Origin of the sequence: Bordetella sp. (assembly GCF_051960075.1) — a bacterium.
Lineage (GTDB): Bacteria > Pseudomonadota > Gammaproteobacteria > Burkholderiales > Burkholderiaceae_B > Bordetella.
Genome location: NZ_JBQCER010000089.1, coordinates 1 through 20183 on the forward strand (window position 1 = coordinate 1; position 20183 = coordinate 20183).

Sequence of the window (20183 nt, forward strand, 5' to 3'; positions counted from 1 at the left end):
CCCTGTCCGCTTCGAAGTGCCGGGTTCGGCCGCCGCATTAGGCGGCCGAAGTCCCTTCGGGCCTGCCCCGGAACTTAGGCGCTCGCAGGGCATACCCGTCGAACGCAGGACTGCATAGGCGGCTGGCGGTTACTGCAAAAACGCCTCGACCGCCGCGTTGAATGCCTTGGCATTGGACAGACTCATCCCATGCGACGCATAAGCGATCGTCATCCGCTTGGGATCGGGCAACACGCTCTCCAGCCAATCCAATACGCCAGGGAAGGGCGCGGGACTCAGCGCGCCGCCCACCAGCAGCACGGGGGGCAGCAGCGCCCGCAAAGCGAGCTCGTCAGGCATGGGGATCGTCTCCGCGGCTTGGCCGATCAGCGTGGCGGCGTTGTCGCGCACCATCTCCTTGAACCAAGGCACCATGCGGCGCCAGGTGTCGGGGCCGGTGACGGCGTCGATGAAAAGCGCCAGACCCTCCTCGGCCTTGCCGTCGCGAATCATGTCGCGCGCCTGCTGTCGAAAATCGCCGCGCGGGTCGTGGTTGCCGGGCAGAGGCTGGCCGGGGTCGGCCAGCGTCAGGCTGCGCACCAGGCCCGGATCGCGCAGCGCGGCTTCCAGCGCCACGCGCCCGCCGCGCGAATGGCCCACCAGATGAACCGGCCCGCCCACGACGCGCGTCACGAAATTCAGTAGCTGCTCGGCGTGTTCCGCGACCGAGAAACCTGAACCCATGCCGTCCCAGCGTTCCGGCCAGTAGCGCCGCAACGACGGCGCCAGCACCCGGTAGTGTTTTCCCAACCCGATCAGTTGCGGCTTCCAGTAACGCCAATCGCAGAGCGACCCGTGCACCAGGACCATCGGCTCGCCCACGCCGGCCTCTGCATAGGTCGTGGCGTATCCGTCGAACTCGACGCTCTGGGTGGGCAGGTCAGGGGCAAAACGCATGATGGAACCGGGCTTGAACAAGGCCACGATTCTAGCGCCACCCCTGGCCGCTTTCCCTGCGGGCCGGGCTTGCTACACTCGTCCGGCCACGGGCTGGTTCCGTCTGGTCCAGCAGGCATTATTTAGACAGAATTCTGTCAGCCAAACCTTGCAATTCTTTGCTCATCGCTATGTCCATCGACCAAAATAATTTGCCTGAATCCGCTCAACGTGTTGCGTCGTTGCTACAGTCTTTGGGCCACGACAAGCCTGTGGTGCTGCTGGCCGAGACTGGGCGCACCTCCGCGGAAGCCGCAGCAGGCCTGGGCTGCGAGGTCGCGCAGATCGCCAAGTCCATTATTTTTCGCCGCGTATCGGACAACGCGCCGGTGCTGGTGGTGGCCAGCGGCAGCAATCGCGTCGACGAAGCCAAGGTGGCCGCACGCGTGGGTGAGCTGGGCAAGGCCGATGCGCGGTTCGTGCGCGAGGCCACGGGCTATGCAATAGGCGGCGTCTGCCCCATCGGCCATACCGTCAAACCCGTGATGCTGCTCGACGAAGATCTCTTCAATTACGATAGCCTGTGGGCAGCGGCGGGCCATCCGCATGCTGTGTTCAATCTCACGCCCAAGCAGCTCGAGGCCATGACGGGCGCACCCGTCGCATACGTCGCGCTGCGGACGTGATCACCGCTCGCTGCATAAAAAAGGCCGCAGTTGTGCGGCCTTTTTTCTGCAGCGAGCAAGCGTGGCTTATTGCAGCAGCTTCAGGCGGCTCTTGGCCGAGGTGGCAGCCTGAGTATTGGGATACTGGCTGATCAGCTTTTGCATGGTCGCCTTGGCGGCGTTGCGATTGTTCAATTCGATCTGGCAGCCGGCAATGACAAGCATGGCGTCGGCCGCATGCGGATCGTTGGGGTAGTCGTGCACCACGCCCTCGAGCGTCGAGATCGCGCCCTTGTAGTCCTTCAGTGCGTAGCGGCTGCTGCCTTGAAAGAAGCGGGCGGCCGGCGCCATTTGGCTATTGGGGTACAGGGCGACGAAAGCGGATAGCGAGTCGGCGGCTTTCTTGTATTGCCCCTTGCGGAACAGATCGATGGCGTTGTTGTAGGTGTTGACTTCTTGTTGGTCGGCAAGCGGTCCTGGCTGACCGGACTGACCGGACGTATCGCCTTGTTGGCCGTTATTGGCGCCGGGCTGTTGCTGCTGCTGTTGTTGCTGTCGCTGCTGCGAGTGCTGCAGTTCCTGCACTTCGCCGGTCAGCTTGTCGACGCGGTCTTGCAGCGATTGAATCTGGTTATACAACTGCACTTGCTGCTGCTGGCTCTGGTCGAGCTGCTGGCGCAATTGAAGAATGGCGTTGCGGGCCTCGTCGTCGGCGAATGCGTGGGCTGCCGGTGCCGCAACGACTGCGCAGGTGAGACTGGCAATCAGCGCCACTCGGCGCGGGGTGAGTGCACGGTTTCGCATGGGTTATTTCCACAAAAACAAACGTCGGGACGGGGTCCCGACGTGGGTCTGCGCAAGCAGGAGCGCCGACCCGACAAAGTCAGGCCGGCATGCGCTGTGCTTAGCGCAGATAGTTGATGTCGGCGCGGCGGTTTTGCGCCCAGTCGGCTTCGGTATGGCCCAGAGCCTTGGGCTTTTCCTTGCCGAAGCTGATCGTTTCGATTTGGCTGCTGTTCACGCCTTGCAGTTCCATCTGCTTGGCAACGGCTTCGGCACGACGCTGGCCCAGGGCCAGGTTGTACTCGGCGCCGCCGCGTTCGTCGGTGTTGCCTTCGATCTTGACGTGCTGTTGAGGATGAGCAGCCAGATAGTGGGCGTGTTCCGAAACCAGGTTTTGGTACTGGTCGCCGACGTTGTATTGATCGAAGCCGAAGTAGACCGAGCGTTGCTGATACAGCACGCTGCTCGGGTTGAACGGGTCCATGGGATCGCCAGAAGAGCTGCCGTTGTTGGCGCCGGCGTTCTTGTCGAGGGGGACTGAGCTACAGGCCGCCAGGGCGGCGGTCAATGCAGCGATGGAAAGGCTCTTGGCAATGCGCGACTTCATGATGATTCCTTTAGTAAAAGAGAAGTTCACACGTGTTATTGGGTGAAGGGGCCCCACGTCGGTTCCTGGATTTCCCCGTTCAGGACTGACAGCGTCTGATGCACGCGGCCATCGGTCGAAACGACTGCCAGCACACTACGCCCGCCTTGCTTCGTAGCATAAAGCACTTGCATGCCGTTTGGAGCAAAGCTCGGCGATTGATCGTCGGGGCCGTCAGTCAACAAGGTCTCGTTGCCGGAGGCCAGGTTCAAGGTGGCGATCCGGAACGAGCCATCGCGTCTTGCAACGTACAGGAGCGTCGATCCATCGGGGGAAATTCGAGGTGAGATATTGTAATTGCCGGTGAACGTCAAACGGCGTGCGTCGCCGCCGTCCAGGCTCATCTGATAGGTCTGCGGACCGCCGCTGCGGTCGCTGGTGAAGATGAACGACTTGCCGTCCGGCATGAAGTAGGGCTCGGTATCGATACCGGGAGAGCGTGTCAGGCGGCGCAGGCTGGAGCCGCCGCTGGACGAGACCAGATAGATCTGCGAGAGACCGTCGCGCGTCAGGGCCACGGCCAGGTGGGAGCCGTCCGGCGTCCAGGCCGGGGCGCTATTGTTGCCCTTGTAATTGGCTACGGGGATCTGAGCGCTGGTGGCCAGGGTCTGCACATAGACCACGGGCTTGCCGGTGTGGAAGCTTACATAGGCAAGGCGCGCGCCGTCGGGCGACCAGGCGGGCGAGATGATAGGCTGGCGCGAGCGCAGCGCCACTTGCGGGTTCTGCCCGTCGGCGTCGGCGACCTGCAGTTCGTAGGTGCTGCCCTGCTTGAGCACATAGGCGATGCGGGTGGAAAACACGCCGCGTACGCCCGTGATCTTTTGGTAGATGCGGTCGGCGATCTGGTGCGACACGCGGCGCAGCTGCTGCGCCGTGCCGTTGAAAGCCACGCCGTCGAGCTGCGTCTTCTGAACGTCGTCGCCCAGGCGGTAGCTGACCTGATAGCTGCCGTCGGCCGCTTGCTTGACGCTGCCGTAGGCCAGGTAATCGGCGCCGCGGCCATGCCAATCGTCGTACGAGATAGGGCTGTCGACGTTGAGGTTGGCGCCCGCGGCATTGATCAGGCGAAATTGGCCCGAGCGGGTCAGGTCTGCGCGGATCACGTCGGCGATGGCCTGGCCGGTGGTATCGGTGGCAGCGAAGTCGGCGATGGCGATCGGGTATTGAGTTGCGCCGACGCCCGAAATATTGACTTGCAACTGCGCGCGCGCAGGTTGCGCGGCCAGCAGGGCCGCGGGCAGCAAAAGCGCGAGGCCCAGCGTGCGTAGCGTCCTGAACAGGGGGGCTCGGAAGACGTAGGTCATGCGTCTATCTCCTTCAATCAGTACATGTCATAGCCGATATCGATCGACGACGGGTAAGGGCCGATCGAGGGCTTGGGGAATGGGTCGCAGGCAAGAATGCCCCGCTGTACCGCAGTGTCGAAAGCGGGAATGCCGGAAGACTGGGTCAGGGTGGCTTGGGTAACCTTGCCGTTACGGGCCAACTGTACCCGGAATTGTGCCCTGGGGTTGGAGCCGCTCTGCGGCGGCGAAGCATAAGTTACGCCTGGCTGAACGCAGGCGCGCACCTTTGCGCCGTAGCCGCCGTCGGTGCCGCCGCCACCGCCAGCCTGGTTATGGTCTGCCGTGCCGCTGGCAATGCCCGCATTACCCAGAATCGCATTCTTGAATGAATCCTTGAGCGCCTTGTCCGCGGCGGCCTTCTTGGCTGCTGCCGCCGCGGCAGCAGCCTTCTTCGCGGCTTCTTCCTTGGCCTTCTCTTCAGCGGCCTTTTCCGCGGCTGCCTTGTCGGCAGCAGCCTTGTCAGCAGCGGCTTTTTCCGCTGCGGCCTTGGCCGCGTCGTCCTTGGCCTTCTGCTCGGCAGCGGCCTTTTCCGCGGCTGCCTTCTTTGCGGCTTCGTCCTTGGCTTTCTGCTCGGCGGCTGCCTTGTCCGCAGCCGCCTTCTTGGCGGCCGCGGCGGCGGCTTCCTGCTTGGCCTGCTCTTCCTGCTGCTTCTTCTTGGCCTGCTCCAGCGCAATGTCGGGATCGACCTGTGGCTTGGGCGGGGCAGGTGGGGGCGGCGGCGTAACCGGCTGCGGCGGCTGGGGTTGGGGCTGCGGCTTGGGTTGAGGCTGCGGTTGCGGTTGCGGCTGAGGTTTCGGCGGCGTGGCGTCGGGATTGTCGCCCTTGGCCCACAGCTGCACCTGCACGGGTCCCGGAGGCGCTTCAGAGCGCCAATGCAATCCCACGATCAGGACGAGCAGCAGCAGCACGTGCACCAGGACGGCCAGGACCAGCGACTTGCGGCTGTCCCGGGTCTCGGCGTCATGCGCCGTCTCGCGCTTGGAAAGGGGGGAGCGTTTCATTCGGCTCGGTCCCGCGTCAGCGTTTCGTCGGCGTGGCCGCGGCGGCCTTGCCGCTGCTGCTGCTCTGGTCGACCAGCAGGCCCAGCTTGTTGATGCCGTTGCTGCGCAGTTCGTCCATGACCTTCACCACGGACTCATAGGGCACTTTGCCGTCGGCGGCGATGACCACGGGAGTATCGACCGTGATCCGCGAGCGCACCTGGTCCACGAGTTCGGGGCGGGCGATAGGAATGTACGAGGCGCCGGGTTCGCGCAGACGCAAGGAGATGTCGCCATTGGACTTGATCTGCACCTCCAGCGGCTTGACCGGCACGTCGGATGCCTGTCCCACGGAGGGCAGTTCGATCTGTCCCGGCGTGATCAGCGGTGCGGTGACCATGAAGATGATCAGCAGCACCAGCATCACGTCGATATACGGCACGACGTTGATCTCGGATTTCATGCGCCGGCCGCGCCGGCCTCCAGAGCGTGCGGAAGGCATTAGCGCACCTGCCGTTGCAGAATGTTCAGGAACTCGTCGATGAAGCTGTCGAAGCGGATCGACAACCGGTCTATGTCGTTGGTATAGCGGTTATAGGCCACCACGGCGGGGATGGCGGCGAACAGGCCGATGGCGGTCGTGACCAGGGCTTCGGCAATGCCGGGCGCCACCGAGGCCAGCGTGGCCTGCTGCATGCTGGACAGACCGATGAAGGCGTGCATGATGCCCCACACGGTGCCCAGCAGGCCGATGTAGGGACTCACCGAACCGGCCGAGGCCAGGAAGTTCAGGTGCGATTCCAGCGCGTCCATTTCGCGCTGGTAGGAGGCGCGCATGGCGCGGCGCGGACCGTCGAGCGCGGCGTTGACGTCGCCGGCCGGCGCATTGCGGCGCGACTTCAGGAACTCGGTCATGCCGGCATCGAAGATGCGGGCCAGGGCGCCCTGTTCATCGCGGCGAGTCGACACGGCCTGCTGCAGCACGGCCAGATCGCCGCCCGACCAGAAATCGTCCTCGAAGCGCAGCGTCTGCGAGTTTGCGCGCTTGACGGCCATGCGCTTGGCGAAAATGTAGGTCCAGGAGATGACCGAGATGGCCAGAAGCAGCAGCATGATGAGCTGCACGGGAAAGCTGGCATGGCTGACCAGTGAGAGCAACGACATGTCGTTGGAGGCTTGCATGGATTATTCCTGGGTCGATTGCAGTGAGGCGCGTACGCTGGGAGGAAGTTCCGCGGGGCGCATATGGATAGTGTCGACGCAGCAGACTTGGATGTTGCCCTCGGCGATAAGTTCACCTTGGCGCTCCGCGCGCTGCGCAAAATGTACCGAGGCCCGGCCCATCCGGGTGACCCGGCTGCGTATGGTCAGCTTGTCGTCCAGGCGGGCCGGCTTGCGGTAGTCCATGTCCAGACCGGCGACCACGAAGATCCGCTGGAGCCGGTCTGCCATTTCGGACTGGCCGAAACCCAGCGCCCGCAGCCACTCCGTGCGGGCACGCTCGAAGAACTTCAGGTAGTTGGCGTAAAAAACGACGCCGCCGGCATCCGTGTCCTCATAGTAGACACGGATGTCGAACAAGAATTCTTTGGGGGGCGTGAGATCAGTCACGGTGGGCATAAAGCTGGACGGGACTCCAGGCAGGCAGTCCGGCCCGAATATTACCTCTTATCGCGTTACAACGTTTCGAGCCTGGCGAGAGTCTGTTCCAGGGCGTTTCCGGCCGGGATCTTGCTCGCCTCGCTCTCCGAGCGGGCCTGAAGCTCGATCAGACCGTCTTTCAGTCCGCGTTCGCCGACGGTGACCCGCAGCGGTACGCCGATCAGCTCCCACTCGGCGAACATGACGCCGGGGCGGGCGTCGCGGTCGTCCAGGATGACGTCCACGCCGCGGGCGAGCAGCGCTTCGTAGAGTTCGGTGGCCGTGTTGCGTACGGTTTCACTTTTGCCCCAGCCCACCGTGCAGATCACGACCTCGAAGGGCGCGATGGCGCGCGGCCAGAGAATGCCGCGGTCGTCATGGCCTTGTTCGATGGCGGCGCCGGCGATCCGGGTGACACCGATACCGTAGCAGCCCATTTCCAGGATGGCGGGCTTGCCGGTCTCGTCCAGAAAGGTGGCCTTCAGGGCGGTGGAGTACTTGGTGCCCAGATAGAAAACGTGACCCACTTCGATGCCGCGCTGGATAGCCAGGCGGCCGCGGCCGTCGGGCGACGGGTCGCCTTCGACCACGTTGCGCAGGTCGGCAACCAGTTCGGGCTCGGGCAGGTCGCGGCCCCAGTTGACGCCGCGGTAGTGCATATCGGCCTGGTTGGCGCCGCAGATGAAGTCGGCCATGTTGGCCACGGTCCGGTCGGCGATCACGCGCACGGGCCTGACCGTCTTGATGGGACCGAGATAGCCCGGCTTGCAACCGAAGTGTTCGACGATCTCGGCCTCGGTGGCGAAGCGAAAGCCCGTCAGGCCCTCGATTTTGCCGGCTTTGATTTCGTTCAGTTCATGGTCGCCGCGCAGGAGCGCGAGCCAGACCTGAACCGTGCCGTCTTCGCGATCGGTGGCCAGCACGATGGACTTGACGGTGCGCGCCAGGGGCAGATCCAGAAGCTCGGCCACGGCCTCGCACTTGGCTGCGCCGGGCGTGGGCACGGCCATCAGCGGCTCTATGGGGGCCGCGCGCTCGGGCAGCAGGCTGACTGCCTCGGCCAGCTCGATGTTGGCTGCGTAGTCGGAATCGGGGTTGTAGACCAACAGATCTTCGCCGGTGTCGGCGATCACCTGGAATTCATGGCTGCGCGTGCCGCCGATCGACCCGGTGTCGGCCGCGACGGCGCGAAATTGCAGGCCCAGGCGCTGGAAGATGCGCATATAGGCCTGATACATGATGTCGTAGCTGCGCTGCGCGCCCGCCTCGTCGCGGTCGAAGGAATACGCGTCCTTCATCGTGAACTCGCGGCCGCGCATCAGGCCGAAGCGGGGACGGCGCTCGTCCCGGAACTTGGTCTGTATGTGATAGAAGTTCAGCGGCAGCTGGCGATAGCTGTGGATCTCGTTGCGGGCAATGTCGGTGATGACTTCTTCCGACGTGGGCTGCAGCACGAAATCGCGCTCGTGGCGGTCCTTGAAGCGCAGCAATTCTGGGCCGTACTCCACCCAGCGGCCAGATTCCTGCCAGAGCTCGGCCGGCTGCACCATGGGCATCAGCAGCTCGATGGCGCCGGCGGCGTTCATTTCTTCGCGCACGATGTTCTCGATCTTGCGGATGACGCGTAGACCCAGGGGCATGTAGGTGTAAACCCCGCCCGCGAGCTTGCGGATCATCCCCGCCCGGGTCATCAGCTGATGGCTGGCGACCTCCGCTTCGGCGGGGGCTTCTTTTAGGGTATTCAGATGGTATCGGGAGGCGCGCATAGGGAGGTGAGCGGGGTTGATATACGTATAAAATCGACTGCAATTGTATTGAATTCAGTTGGGGGTGGCCCATGCTCGACCGCGAAGGCTACCGCCCCAATGTCGGAATCATTCTCGTCAACGGCAAAAACGAGGTTTTCTGGGGCAAGCGCATACGGGAACATGCCTGGCAGTTTCCGCAGGGTGGTATCAAGCACGGCGAAAGCCCGGTGCAGGCCATGTATCGCGAGCTCCACGAGGAAGTCGGCCTCAAGCCGGAGCATGTCCGCATCCTGGGGCGCACGCGCGATTGGCTGCGCTATGAAGTTCCTGATCATTTCGTCCGGCGCGAATGGCGCGGGCATTACCGAGGCCAGAAGCAGATCTGGTTCCTGCTGCGCCTGGTCGGCCGCGATTGCGACGTCTGCCTGCGCGCCTCGTCGCATCCCGAGTTCGACGCCTGGCGCTGGAGCCAGTATTGGGTACCGCTCGATGCCGTCATCGAGTTCAAGCGCGACGTCTATACCCGGGCGCTGAACGAGCTGTCGGCCATCCTGTTTCGCCGTCACCACGAAACCCGCTATCTGCGGCAGCGCGTCCATGGCGCCCGCCCGGTAGAGGCCATCGACTCCACTTCCGCGGACGACCATGCGCATATTGCTGGTTGAAGACGAACAGGACATGGCCGCCTGGCTTGGCCGCGCGCTGTCCCAGGGCGGTTTTCTGCCCGACCTCGCGCCTGACGCCCGCACTGCCGAGAGTCTCATGGCGAGCAATGAGTACGACGCCGTCGTGCTCGATCTGCGCCTGCCCGACAAGCATGGCCTGACGATGCTGCGCGAGATGCGCGGCCGCGACGATCGCACGCCCGTTCTGGTGCTCACCGCCCAAGGCGGGCTGCAAGATCGCGTGCGCGGCCTCCATATGGGCGCGGACGATTTCCTCACCAAGCCCTTCGCTCTCGAAGAGCTCGAAGCCCGCATCACGGCCCTGGTGCGTCGCAGCCGCGGCCGCCAGTATCCCCGCCTGCAATGCGGTTCGCTGTCTTACGACAGCGAGAACCGTGTCTTCATGCTCGACGGTTCGCTGCTTTTTCTCACCCCGCGCGAGCACGCGACGCTGGCGGCCTTGCTTGCGCGCAGCGGCTACCCTGTCGACAAGGCTCAGCTTTTCGGTAAGGTGTTTACGCACGATAGCGACGCCAATCTCGACGCCATCGAGGTGGTGCTGCATCGCCTGCGCAAGAAACTGGCCGGCAGCGACGTGCACGTCGTCACGGTACGCGGGCTGGGCTATATGCTCGAGAGCCTGGCGCGCACGCCCGCCGAAGCCTGATGGCCAGAGTCGGCCGTCGGCGAGGCGGGCCGCGGCTCGGCATCCGGTCGATGCTGCTGCTTTTGCTGCTGCCCGTCATCGTGGCGCTGATCGCGCTGGACAGCGTCAACGATTACCGCACCCTCTCCGACACGACCAATACCGCCTACGACACCTCGCTGCTCGCGTCGGCCCGCATGCTGAGCGGCGGCCTTCTGCTCGACGAGAGCGGCAAGCTGCAAGTCGAGTCTTCGCTCCATGCCCGGTTGCTCGAGCGTACGCAGGCCCGGCTGCATCGGCATTTCCGCATTGAAGAGATCGAGCCGATCAGCGTGGGAGCCTTGTCCACGCGGGAACGCACCCTTGCCGGGACGGCCGATCTTCCGCATCCACCGTCCTGGCCGGCCGGGCAGGACGGGGAGGTGTTCTTCGATGCGGTCTATCGCGGCGTGCCGGTGCATGCCGTAGCCGTGCTGCGAGTCGTTCAGCGCGGACAGGTCAGCCGCGAGGCTTTGGTGGTGGTGACCGAAAACGCAATCTGGCGCTCGGGCATCGAGTTGCGCGCCCGCGGCCAGGAGGCCTGGCGCGATCTGCTCATGCTGCTGCTGGAAAGCGTGCTGCTCTGGGTGGGCGTGGACTGGGTGTTACGCCCCTTGCGGCGATTGAGTCGCGAGGTCACGGTTCGCAGTCCCGACGATCTGACGCCGCTCGACGATCGCGGCGTACCCAGCGAAGTGGCTCCGCTGGTTCAGGCGATCAACCTGCACCTGGATCGGCACCGGCAGATGCTCGAGGAGCGGGCGCAATTTCTGGCTGATGCCTCGCATCAACTGCGTACGCCCCTGGCCATCCTCTCCACCCAGGCGCAATACGCCCTGCGCGAGGCCGATCCGGCACGAGCACGCGAGGCTTTGCAGGCCATCGTCGAACAACTGGGCCGCAGCCGGCGCCTGACCGAGCAACTGCTTTCTTTGGCGCATGCCAGTCAGGCCGAGGCCGTGTACCGGGAAGTCGTCGATCTGGCCCGAGTCTGTCGCGAGGCGGTCATGCAGTACCTTCCCTTGGCCCATGAAAAAGATCAGGATCTGGGTTGGGTCGATGCCCGAGCTGCAGGGGCCGAGGCGCCGGTTGTCGCCGGCGAGGTCGAGCTGCGCGAAATTCTCGCCAACCTCATTCACAACGCCATTCATTATTCTCCGGCGGGCGCTCGCATCACGGTAGCGCTGGCAGAGAAGCTCGACCGTTACGAAGTCGCCGTCATCGATAGCGGGCCAGGTATCCCCGAGTCGCTGCGCGAACGCGCATTTGAACGCTTCGAGCGGGCGGGGCGCCTGGGCGCCGCAGAGGGTTCCGGGCTGGGCCTGTCGATCGCGCGGGCTTATGCCCGATGCAACCGGGGCGGGATCGATCTGCGCGACGGCGAGGTCAATGCAACGGGCGGTCAGGGGCTTTGCGCGGTACTGTGGCTGCCGCGGTCGCCAGAAATCAGTGCCGAAAGCAAGACAGAAAATTGTCAGAAAAACGACAGTATCGCTAAGGGATTTTCCTTATTTTCAGAAAAAATTCACTGGTTTGAAAGAAAATAGGAAGCTTTAGTTCGTACCCTGTCATGCCAATCCGGACAGTAGGCCGGCCTGGATCGGATAGAGCACAAAACCACCACCCGCGAGTTGTCGCGAGGAGACGTTATGCAGCAAGCGAAGTTCAAGAAAGACTACTTTGGAGGGGCTCTGATCGCGGCGATAGGCCTATCCACGATCTACGCCGCCACGGGGTATCACATCGGCAGCCTGTCGCAGATGGGCCCAGGCTATTTCCCCGCGGCCGTGGGTGTGTTGATGGTCATTACGGGCCTGCTCATCGCTTTGGCGGCGCGCGGCGACGACAAGGCCGCTGTCGTGGCGGACGACGACGAGAGCGGTCACCACGGGCACCCCACCAGCCTTCCCGATGCTCGCGCGGCCATCTGCATCATCCTGAGCATCGTGGCCTTCATCGTGTTCGGCCACTATGGCGGCCTTATCCCGGCCACGTTTGCCATCACCTTCATTTCGGGTTTTGGCGACCGTACCAACAATTTCAAGCAAGTCTTCGTTCTGTCCGTCCTGATGTGCGTGGTGGCGGCGGTCATATTCGAGTGGGCGCTGCAGCTGCAGCTTCCCCTGTTTCAGTGGGGAGGCTGAACCATGATTGAAAAATCCTTGCACGACCTGATGTTCGGGTTCGGCGTCGCGCTCGAACCCCACAATCTGATGTGGACGGTCTTCGGCGTGCTGGTCGGCAACCTGATCGGCGTGTTGCCCGGCATGGGCGCGCTGTCGGCTATTTCCATCCTGCTGCCGCTCACCTACGTCATGCACCATACGCCCGCCCTGCTTATGCTGGCCGGCATCTTCTACGGGTCCATGTACGGCGGTGCCATCGGCGCGATCCTGCTGAACCTTCCTTCGCACCCGCCGCACGCCGTGACGTGCCTCGACGGCTACCCCATGACCCGCCAGGGCCGGGGAGGCACGGCGCTGGGCATCACGATGATCTGCTCGTTCTTCGCGGCATCGGTCGGCATCATCGTCATGATCTTCTGCTCGCCGCTGCTGGTAGAGATCGCCTTCAAATTTGGCCCTGCCGAGATCTTTTCCATCATGCTGCTGGGCCTGCTGGCCGGTGCCACCATGTCGCGCGGTTCCCCGCTCAAGGGTGTGGCCATGACGCTGTTCGGTCTGCTGTGCGGTGTGGCCGGCACCGACGTCAATACCGGACAGATCCGCTTCTCCTTCGGCCTGGTCGACATGTCCGACGGCCTGGAGCTGGTGGCGGTGGCCATGGGTCTGTTCGGCGTGGCCGACTTCCTGATGAGCGCCAACCGCATGTCGTCCATCAACAGCGGTAACACCAAGCTGCGCATGCGCGACATGTGGCCCACCTGGCCCGAGATGAAAGAGGCCTTCATGCCCATGGTGCGTGGCACCGCGATTGGCACCATTTTCGGCGCCATGCCCGGCACCGGCCCCACCATTACCACTTTCATTGCCTACGCGCTCGAGCGCAAGATCTCCAAGACGCCCGAGAAATTCGGCACTGGCATGATCGCCGGCGTGGCATCGCCCGAGGCCTCGTCGCACTCCAAGACGCAGGTCGACTTCATCCCCACGATGAGCCTGGGCATTCCCGGCGACGCGGTGATGGCGCTGATCCTGGGCGCCCTGTTGATTCAGGGCATCCAGCCCGGCCCGCAGCTGATCACCGAGCATCCGGACATCTTCTGGGGGCTGATCGCCAGCTTCTGGGTAGGCAACGTGTTGCTGGTGATCTTGAACGTGCCGCTGATCGGCGTGTGGGTGAAGATGCTGCAGGTCCCCTACCGCTATCTGTTCCCGTCGGCTTTGTTCTTCATCGCCGTCGGCGTGTTCAGCACGCAGAACAACCTTTTCCAGACCTGGGAAGTGCTCGCTTTCGGCATCATCGGCGCCATCTTCATGGTGCTGGAGTTTTCAGTCGCCCCGATCCTGCTGGGTTTCGTGCTGGGGCCCATGGTCGAAGAAAACTTCCGTCGCGCCTTGCTGCTCTCGCGTGGCGATCTGGGCATCTTCGTCGAGCGTCCCATCAGCGCCTGGTTCATCGGCGCCTGCGCATTGCTCTTGCTGTTGCAGATCGGCGCCTTCGTGCGCAAGGTGCTGCGCGAGCGCAAGACCGCTGCCTCGGCGGTCTAGGCCCGGTCATGCCGCTCGTTCTTCGGGCGGCATGTCCAGATGGCGGTAGGCGGGCGGCAGGCGTTCCGAAAGGAAGTCCAGCAGCGCCCGCACCGCCGGCATCATGCCCCGTCTCGAAGGGTAGATGCAATGCAGTATTCCTTCCGGCGAGCGCCATTCCGGCAGCACTCTCACCAGTTCGCCGCGCCGCAATTCTTCACGCACTGCGTCATACGGCAGCAGCACCACGCCGCGGCCGCGAACGGCTGCGTGCGTCAGCATGATGAAGTCGTTGCAGCACAATTGCGGCTGCAGCGTCATCTCCACTTCCTCGCCTTGCAAATTGCGCAAAACCCAGTGCGCTTCGGGCTGCGGCTCATTGAAGCTGAGCGTGATGTGGTTCTCCAGGTCCTGAGGCGTCTCCGGCGTGCCGTGGCGCTGCAGGTAGGCAGGGCTGGCGACCAGTGTGCTCATGGCCGTGCCGAAGCGCCGCACCACCAGTTCGGCATCGGTATCCAGACGCGTGCGTACCCGCAGTGCCAGGTCTACGCCCTCGCGTATCAGATCGACCCGGCGATTGCTCACCAGCACCTGCACCGAAACCGCAGGCCAGGTATCCAGGAACTCGGGCAACAGAGGCGCCAGGATCTGCTGCGACAGCGATACCGGGCAACTAATCACCACCGGTCCCGATGGTTCGGATTGCAGTTGCCGCATTGCGTCCTCGGCCGCCCGTGCCGATGCCGTCATCTCCTGGCAATAACGTAAATAGCGTTCGCCGGCCGTCGTCAGCCGCAGCCGCCTCGTCGTGCGCTGCAGCAGCCGCACCCCCAGTTTCTCCTCCAGCTGCGAAATGCGGCGCGACAGCCGTGACTTGGGAATGTCCAGCGTGCGCGACGCAGCGCTGAATCCGCCTTGCTCCACGACTTGAGCGAAGTAATACAGGTCGTTCAGGTCTTGCATGACATGCCTTTGGCCAGGAACCGTTCTATTCTTGTGTTTCCCGGTTCATCTTAACTGGGTTTGTGCAGATAATTGACCATCTAAAACAACCTGTCATAGGTAGGATGGTTTACGATAGCGCCCATGCTGCAGGATCTCGACCAGTTAGCCGCCCGTATCGGGCTTTTAGTGCAACGCACCCGCCAATTGCATGCCGAACGCGATGCGTTGCGCGCGCGCCTGAACGACGGCGAACGCCAACAGCGCGGCTTGCAACAGCGCTGCGCCGAACATGAAGAAGCGTTGCAGGCCTTGCGCGCGTCGATGACCGAACACGGGCAGTCCACCGAGGCCCTGCGCGAACAGCTGGCACACGAATCGGCCGAGCGGCAGGCTCTGCAGGAGCAGCTCAAGCGCCGCGAAGCCGAGTTGCAGGCCAACCTGCAGGCTCGCGATTCCGAACTCAACCGGCTGCGCACCGCTGCGCTCTCCGCGCGCGAGCGCATCGATGCGGTATTGTCCCGTCTGCCCGGCGCTTCCGTTGGAGACCAAACTTGATGGAGCGCGTCGACGTCACCATATTGGGCCGCGAATATTCCCTGGCCTGCGATACCGAAGAGAAGCCCAAGCTGCTGGCTGCCGTTCGTCATGTCGATCAGCTCATGGGGCGCATTCAAGGCACTGGAAAAATCTCCAGCAACGAACGCATTGCCGTCATGGCGGCCTTGCAGGTCGCCGGCGAGCTGCTTGGCCTGAAAGCGCCCGACGGACCACTGGGCGGGTTGGCGGTCGGCGACTTCAAGCGTAGAATAGACGACATGAATTCAATGCTGGACGATGCCCTTTCAGGGCAGGAAAAACTGCTGTAGCGTAGCTGCATGCGTTTTCCGCGGCGGCTTTCTCACTGCCTACGCGTCATCATTTTTCGGTTTGTCCCTGCTGTGCTCGTGACCTGGCCATACATTCTCTGAACCTATGCTTTTTGGCATACAGGCTGCAGAGTGTTGGGGCTGGCGTGATCGTTTCTCGTAAACGAACCCGATGCCCTTCCGAAGCGGCCAACTTGAACCTTAGGGTTCGAGATGCCGGCCTAGACGGCACATGCGGGGCATCTATTCCGGCAGGCCCAGATTGTGCGGGCCTGCCGGCTACTCCAGACAAGCCTCCCGGAGCATTCCCCATGCAATTTCCTGCCTTGCGCATCATGACGCGATGTGCGGCACAGGCCGTGCTGTGCTTGCTAGTCCTTGGATCTCAGGCGGCGGTTGCGCACGAGTCTTCAGTCGCCCAGGCGACAGGCGCGCGCATGACCTTGCAGGCCACGGCTTCGGCCGAGGTTCCGCTAGATACCGTGCGCATTACTTTAGCGGCTGAAACCGAAGCCGCCGACCAGGCTACGGCCAGCAAGACGCTGGCGGCTACACTGGCCGCAGCGGCCAAAGAGGCGCAGGGCGCTGCAGGCATTACCTCGCATACCGGTAATTACGGCATCTGGCCCAGCCGCGATCAGGCGGGCAAGATCAACGGCTGGCATGGCCGCGGTGAGATCGTGCTCGAGTCCAAAGATTTCGCGGCGGCGTCGGACCTGGCCACTCGCATGAACGATAGGGTGGCCATATCCGGCATTGTCTTCGTTCTGTCGAACGAGGCGCGCCGCGCACAAGAACACAAGCTGCTAAGTCAGGTTGCACAGGCCTTTCGGGCCCGAGCGCTCGAAGCTGCCAAGGCTTTCGGGTTCGCAGGCTATCGCATCGAGCAACTTGACCTGAACGGAGCCGGCGCCATGCCGCCCGTGCCGCGGCCCATGCCCATGATGCGCATGGCCGCCAAGGCGGACGAGGTCAATGCGCCGCTCGAAGGCGGCAACGTAACGGTCAGCGTTTCGGTCAACGGGACGATCGTTTTGCGCTGACTACAAAAATTATCGCGCCGATTGCGATCATAGGCAGGGACAGCCACTGTCCCATGCTCAGGCCCAGCGCCAACAGTCCCAGAAACGAATCCGGTTCTCGCGTGAATTCCACCAGAAAGCGGAAGGTTCCGTAGCCGATCAGGAAGAGGCCGCTGATCTGACCCACGGGACGCGGCTTGGACGAAAAGATCCACATGATCGCAAAGAGCGTCAGTCCTTCGAGTCCCAGTTCATAAAGCTGCGACGGATGGCGCGGTATGTCGCCGGCATTCGGGAAAATCATGCCCCAGGGCAATGTGGTCGGCCTGCCCCACAGTTCGCCGTTGATGAAGTTGCCCAGCCTACCTGCAGCCAGTCCCAAGGGAATCAGCGGGGCGACGAAATCGCTCAGCGTGAAAAGCGTCACCTGTTTTTTGCGCGCCAGCCACAGCATCACCAGAATCACGCCCAGCAAGCCGCCATGGAACGACATGCCGCCGTCCCATACATGAAAGATTTCCGTGGGGTGGGCCAGGTAGTAGCCCGGCTGGTAGAACAGCACATAGCCCAGCCGGCCGCCCAGCACGACCCCCAGTACCGAATAAAAAATCAGATCTTCCAGGTCGCGTACCGTCAGGAAGGTCGTGTGGCCGGTGACGATGCGCCGGCGGCCCAGTAGGTAGGCCATCGCGAAGCCCAGCAGGTACATCAGGCCGTACCAGTGTATGGCCAGCGGCCCTATCTGCAAGGCAATGGGGTTGAAGTGCGGATAATGAAGCATGGCAGTCGCGTCGCAAAAGTTGCACGATCATAACCTTGCGTGATCCCGTCCGCGGGGTCGTTCGCGCGATTCGGTTACCATGATTGACTGCGTCCGACATGGACAGCGGATATCGGTAAGTAAGATGAAATTCAGAATTCGCGTGATGACCCGCAAGTTGATGTGTTTGATCTTGAGCCTGTTGCCCGTTGCGGCCTGGGCGCAGTTTCAGGGGGCGCCGGCCACCAGCAAGGCGTGTCTTGCCTGCCACCAGATCGACACGCGGCGCGTCGGCCCGCCTTTGCGCAGCGTTGCCGAACGCTACGCCGGCCAGCCCCAAGCCATGGCTTATCTGGTCAACAAAGTTCTTCATGGCAGCCGGGGCGATTGGGGCGCTGTTCCCATGCCGGCTCAGTCTCAACTCAGCGAGACCCAGGCTCAGGAACTGGTCAAATGGGTGCTGTCGCTGTCGTCGCAGCATTGAAACTTAACGAGGCTAGAACGATGTCTGAATTGCCTGTCACTGCGGGTCATGAGGTTGCCATTCTCGGCGGAGGCTGCTTCTGGTGCGTCGAGGCCGTGTTCGATAGGCTGCGCGGTGTCGCCAGCGTGCTGCCCGGTTACGCCGGCGGCCACGTAGACAATCCGTCTTACGAGCAGGTCTGCACCAAGACCACCGGCCACGTCGAGGTGGCCCGCGTCGAGTTCGATCCCAAAGAGCTGTCTTACGCCGATCTGCTGCGTGTATTCTTCGCCACGCACGACCCCACGACGCCGGGCCGCCAGGGCGAAGACGTCGGCCCACAATACGAATCGCATATCTTCTGGCAGAACGAGTCTCAGCGCGAGCAGGCGCTAGCTGTCATTGCGGAGGTCGATGATCTGCATATCTACGACGCACCCATCGTCACCAAAGTGGGTCCCTCGGCTACGTTCTGGCCGGCCGAAGGCTACCACCGCAATTACTTCGAGCTTCATCCCGACCAAGGCTACTGTGCGCTGGTCATTGCGCCCAAAGTCGCCAAGTTTCGCAAGAAATTCGCCGATCGCCTCAAGCCGCACGCTTGAGTTCTGCGCTCCGCACATGAAAAAGGCCAGCCTCTTACAGGCTGGCCTTTTTCATGTGCGGAGCCAGTCCTCGCTTCGAGGGTGATCAGTCCACGCTTCGAACTACGCCGCGTCGCATCTGGTCGAGTTCGATCGATTCGAACAGCGCCTTGAAGTTGCCTTCGCCAAAGCCGTCGTTGCCCTTGCGCTGGATGATCTCGAAGAAGATCGGTCCGATCTGGTTTTCGGTAAAGATCTGCAGCAGCAGGCCGCCATCGGGTGCGCCGTCCAGCAGAATCCGGTTTTTCGACAGGCGCGCGGTATCTTCGCCGTGGCCGGGCAGGCGCTTTTCCAGCAATTCGTAATAGGTGTCCGGTGTATCCAGGAAGACCACGCCGTTCTTGCGCAGCCGCTCCACGGTTGCATAAATATCATCGGTGCCCAGTGCGATATGCTGGATGCCCTCGCCGCGATAGAGATCCAGATATTCCTGGATCTGGCCTTTTTCCTCGGTGCCTTCCTCGTTGATCGGGATGCGGATGTTGCCGCACGGCGAGGTCATGGCCTTGGATTTCACGCCCGTGACCTTGCCTTCGATGTCGAAGTAGCGGATCTCGCGGAAGTTGAAGAGGCGCGAATAAAAATCGGCCCATTCATCCATACGCCCCTTGTGCACGTTGTGCGTCAGATGGTCGATCATGGTCAGCCCGGCGCCCGCGTAGTTGAGATCCGCCTCGGCGTTGGCCGAGTCCAGCGGTTCGAAGTCCACGTCGTAGATGCTGATGTCGCCGATGCCGCCCGTTCCCTGTTTGCCGCGCCAGCGGTCGACCAGATAGATCAGCGAATCGCCGATGCCTTTGATGGCGGGAATATTCAATTCCATCGGACCGCTGTGCGAGTCGTAGCCCCAGGCGCCGAGCTCCAGCGCGCGTTTGTAGGCCTTGGCGGCGTCCTGCACGCGAAAGGCGATGGCGCAGATGGACGGGCCATGCAAACGCGCAAAACGCTGGGCGAACGAGTCGGGGTCGGCGTTGATCAGGAAGTTGATGCCGCCCTGGCGGTGCAGCGTCACATCCTTATGGCGGTGCTTGGCGATGGCTTTGAATCCCAGCAGGTCGAATACCTTGCGCAAGGCGACCGGGTCCGGTGCCGCGTACTCGATGAATTCGAAACCGGCGGTTCCCATGGGGTTGTCCCAGGGCTGAAATGTCGTCTCCATGACGAAGCTCCCAGATGGTGTTTTGGCATTGCCGGCCATGGGTGTAAGAGAGGCCGACTCAGGTGAAATATTCTAGGAGGGAAGGCCAGGCATATGATTGCAAAAATGCCTCATATAAGGCTTTAGTTAGGCATAATTCACCCTGTATAAATTAATTTTGAGCAGAAAATGCCTTCTGAAGACCTCGACAGGGTGGATCGCAAAATTCTGGCCGAACTGCAGCGCGACGGCCGTCTCAGCAATCAGGAGCTTGCCGATCGCGTTTCCCTTTCCCCGAGCCCCTGCCTGCGACGGGTTCGCCGCCTCGAAGAGCAGGGCTTTATACAGGGCTATGTCGCTCTGGTCGACCCCGTGCGGGTCGGACTCGGGCTTCTGGCCTACATCACTATCCGTCTAAATAAGCACATCGGCGGCAGTCACGCGCCCATGGGCGACTTCGCTCAGGCCGTGCAGGCTTGGCCCGAGGTGGTGGAGTGTTATGCCATGACAGGCGACATGGACTACCTGCTGCGCATCCAGGTGGCCGACCTGGCGCACTTCTCCCGCTTTGCCATGGATACGCTCATGCGCCACCCCGCCGTCATCGACATGCGCTCG

24 protein-coding genes and 1 other RNA gene are annotated in these 20183 nt (G+C 62.7%); 13 read left to right on the plus strand and 12 right to left on the minus strand.

All coding sequences use genetic code 11. From position 1 onward, the window contains the following. Nucleotides 1-129 precede the first annotated feature (129 nt). Complete coding sequence (locus ACTHJ1_RS15090) at nucleotides 130-936, minus strand: alpha/beta fold hydrolase (RefSeq protein ID WP_440193791.1); 807 nt, start codon at nucleotides 934-936, stop codon at nucleotides 130-132. 170 nt (nucleotides 937-1106) lie between these two features. Between ACTHJ1_RS15090 and ACTHJ1_RS15095 the strand changes: the two genes are divergently transcribed. Beyond that, on the plus strand, nucleotides 1107-1601 hold the full coding sequence (locus ACTHJ1_RS15095; protein ID WP_440193793.1) for a YbaK/EbsC family protein: 495 nt from the start codon (nucleotides 1107-1109) through the stop codon (nucleotides 1599-1601). A 66-nt stretch (nucleotides 1602-1667) separates the two neighbouring features. Here the strand turns inward: ACTHJ1_RS15095 and ybgF are convergent, their stop codons facing one another. From ybgF to ACTHJ1_RS15135, 8 genes are all read right to left on the minus strand, one after another. Next, nucleotides 1668-2384 (minus strand): tol-pal system protein YbgF, encoded by a 717-nt coding sequence (gene ybgF / locus ACTHJ1_RS15100; protein ID WP_440193795.1) that lies wholly within the window; start codon nucleotides 2382-2384, stop codon nucleotides 1668-1670. 100 nt (nucleotides 2385-2484) lie between these two features. After that, nucleotides 2485-2970 carry a peptidoglycan-associated lipoprotein Pal gene (gene pal / locus ACTHJ1_RS15105; RefSeq protein ID WP_440193797.1) on the minus strand — a complete coding sequence of 162 codons (486 nt, stop codon included), beginning with the start codon at nucleotides 2968-2970 and terminating at the stop codon, nucleotides 2485-2487. A 35-nt stretch (nucleotides 2971-3005) separates the two neighbouring features. After that, nucleotides 3006-4316, minus strand: a complete 1311-nt coding sequence (gene tolB / locus ACTHJ1_RS15110) for a Tol-Pal system beta propeller repeat protein TolB (protein ID WP_440193799.1) — start codon at nucleotides 4314-4316, stop codon at nucleotides 3006-3008. Between the two features lie 17 nt (nucleotides 4317-4333). Next, entirely contained in the window at nucleotides 4334-5359 is a 1026-nt protein-coding gene (tolA, locus tag ACTHJ1_RS15115; RefSeq protein ID WP_440193801.1) for a cell envelope integrity protein TolA, read from the minus strand. A gap of 16 nt (nucleotides 5360-5375) precedes the next feature. After that, a complete protein-coding gene (locus tag ACTHJ1_RS15120; RefSeq protein WP_440193803.1) occupies nucleotides 5376-5840 on the minus strand; it encodes an ExbD/TolR family protein in 465 nt (154 codons plus the stop codon). Next, complete coding sequence (tolQ, locus tag ACTHJ1_RS15125) at nucleotides 5840-6520, minus strand: protein TolQ (RefSeq protein ID WP_440193805.1); 681 nt, start codon at nucleotides 6518-6520, stop codon at nucleotides 5840-5842. The genes ACTHJ1_RS15120 and tolQ overlap by 1 nt, the downstream gene beginning before the upstream one ends. Nucleotides 6521-6523: 3 nt before the next feature. Continuing rightward, nucleotides 6524-6958: a tol-pal system-associated acyl-CoA thioesterase gene (gene ybgC, locus ACTHJ1_RS15130; RefSeq protein ID WP_440193807.1), complete on the minus strand. Its 435-nt coding sequence runs from the start codon at nucleotides 6956-6958 to the stop codon at nucleotides 6524-6526. A 56-nt stretch (nucleotides 6959-7014) separates the two neighbouring features. Next, complete coding sequence (locus ACTHJ1_RS15135; protein ID WP_440193809.1) at nucleotides 7015-8745, minus strand: proline--tRNA ligase; 1731 nt, start codon at nucleotides 8743-8745, stop codon at nucleotides 7015-7017. A gap of 71 nt (nucleotides 8746-8816) precedes the next feature. On the opposite strand from ACTHJ1_RS15135, the gene ACTHJ1_RS15140 reads away from it, so the two are divergent. The 5 genes from ACTHJ1_RS15140 (at nucleotide 8817) to ACTHJ1_RS15160 (ending at nucleotide 13748) form a co-directional block, all read left to right on the plus strand. Continuing rightward, nucleotides 8817-9392 carry an RNA pyrophosphohydrolase gene (locus ACTHJ1_RS15140; protein WP_440193811.1) on the plus strand — a complete coding sequence of 192 codons (576 nt, stop codon included), beginning with the start codon at nucleotides 8817-8819 and terminating at the stop codon, nucleotides 9390-9392. Beyond that, nucleotides 9373-10059: a response regulator gene (locus tag ACTHJ1_RS15145; protein ID WP_440193813.1), complete on the plus strand. Its 687-nt coding sequence runs from the start codon at nucleotides 9373-9375 to the stop codon at nucleotides 10057-10059. Before ACTHJ1_RS15140 ends, ACTHJ1_RS15145 begins: the two co-directional genes overlap by 20 nt. Nucleotides 10060-10109: 50 nt before the next feature. Next, complete coding sequence (locus tag ACTHJ1_RS15150) at nucleotides 10110-11624, plus strand: sensor histidine kinase (protein WP_440193815.1); 1515 nt, start codon at nucleotides 10110-10112, stop codon at nucleotides 11622-11624. A gap of 102 nt (nucleotides 11625-11726) precedes the next feature. Beyond that, nucleotides 11727-12221 (plus strand): tripartite tricarboxylate transporter TctB family protein, encoded by a 495-nt coding sequence (locus ACTHJ1_RS15155; protein ID WP_440193817.1) that lies wholly within the window; start codon nucleotides 11727-11729, stop codon nucleotides 12219-12221. Between the two features lie 3 nt (nucleotides 12222-12224). Beyond that, nucleotides 12225-13748 carry a tripartite tricarboxylate transporter permease gene (locus tag ACTHJ1_RS15160; RefSeq protein ID WP_440193819.1) on the plus strand — a complete coding sequence of 508 codons (1524 nt, stop codon included), beginning with the start codon at nucleotides 12225-12227 and terminating at the stop codon, nucleotides 13746-13748. Between the two features lie 6 nt (nucleotides 13749-13754). On the opposite strand, the gene ACTHJ1_RS15165 is transcribed toward ACTHJ1_RS15160, so the two are convergent. After that, nucleotides 13755-14690: a LysR family transcriptional regulator gene (locus ACTHJ1_RS15165; protein WP_440193821.1), complete on the minus strand. Its 936-nt coding sequence runs from the start codon at nucleotides 14688-14690 to the stop codon at nucleotides 13755-13757. A gap of 123 nt (nucleotides 14691-14813) precedes the next feature. Here ACTHJ1_RS15165 and ACTHJ1_RS15170 point away from each other — a divergent pair, with 123 nt between their 5' ends. From ACTHJ1_RS15170 to ACTHJ1_RS15185, 4 genes are all read left to right on the plus strand, one after another. After that, the gene (locus ACTHJ1_RS15170; RefSeq protein WP_440193823.1) at nucleotides 14814-15227 is read left to right on the plus strand and encodes a hypothetical protein; all 414 of its coding nucleotides are present in this window, start codon (nucleotides 14814-14816) and stop codon (nucleotides 15225-15227) included. Continuing rightward, a complete protein-coding gene (locus ACTHJ1_RS15175; RefSeq protein ID WP_440193837.1) occupies nucleotides 15227-15538 on the plus strand; it encodes a cell division protein ZapA in 312 nt (103 codons plus the stop codon). The genes ACTHJ1_RS15170 and ACTHJ1_RS15175 overlap by 1 nt, the downstream gene beginning before the upstream one ends. Before the next feature lie 61 nt (nucleotides 15539-15599). Continuing rightward, a non-coding RNA gene (ssrS, locus tag ACTHJ1_RS15180) (6S RNA) lies at nucleotides 15600-15783 on the plus strand. A gap of 66 nt (nucleotides 15784-15849) precedes the next feature. Next, nucleotides 15850-16581, plus strand: a complete 732-nt coding sequence (locus ACTHJ1_RS15185) for an SIMPL domain-containing protein (RefSeq protein WP_440193825.1) — start codon at nucleotides 15850-15852, stop codon at nucleotides 16579-16581. Here ACTHJ1_RS15185 and lgt read toward each other — a convergent pair. Next, nucleotides 16556-17341: a prolipoprotein diacylglyceryl transferase gene (gene lgt / locus ACTHJ1_RS15190; RefSeq protein ID WP_440193827.1), complete on the minus strand. Its 786-nt coding sequence runs from the start codon at nucleotides 17339-17341 to the stop codon at nucleotides 16556-16558. The genes ACTHJ1_RS15185 and lgt overlap by 26 nt on opposite strands. A gap of 145 nt (nucleotides 17342-17486) precedes the next feature. On the opposite strand from lgt, the gene ACTHJ1_RS15195 reads away from it, so the two are divergent. Next, nucleotides 17487-17804, plus strand: coding sequence for a c-type cytochrome (locus ACTHJ1_RS15195; protein ID WP_440193829.1), 318 nt, complete (start codon nucleotides 17487-17489; stop codon nucleotides 17802-17804). Between the two features lie 20 nt (nucleotides 17805-17824). Continuing rightward, complete coding sequence (gene msrA, locus ACTHJ1_RS15200) at nucleotides 17825-18388, plus strand: peptide-methionine (S)-S-oxide reductase MsrA (RefSeq protein ID WP_440193831.1); 564 nt, start codon at nucleotides 17825-17827, stop codon at nucleotides 18386-18388. An 85-nt stretch (nucleotides 18389-18473) separates the two neighbouring features. Here the strand turns inward: msrA and hppD are convergent, their stop codons facing one another. Further along, nucleotides 18474-19586 (minus strand): 4-hydroxyphenylpyruvate dioxygenase, encoded by a 1113-nt coding sequence (hppD, locus tag ACTHJ1_RS15205; protein WP_440193833.1) that lies wholly within the window; start codon nucleotides 19584-19586, stop codon nucleotides 18474-18476. A gap of 168 nt (nucleotides 19587-19754) precedes the next feature. Here hppD and ACTHJ1_RS15210 point away from each other — a divergent pair. Continuing rightward, the coding region (locus ACTHJ1_RS15210) for an Lrp/AsnC family transcriptional regulator (protein ID WP_440193835.1) at nucleotides 19755-20183 on the plus strand (429 nt) is incomplete at its 3' end.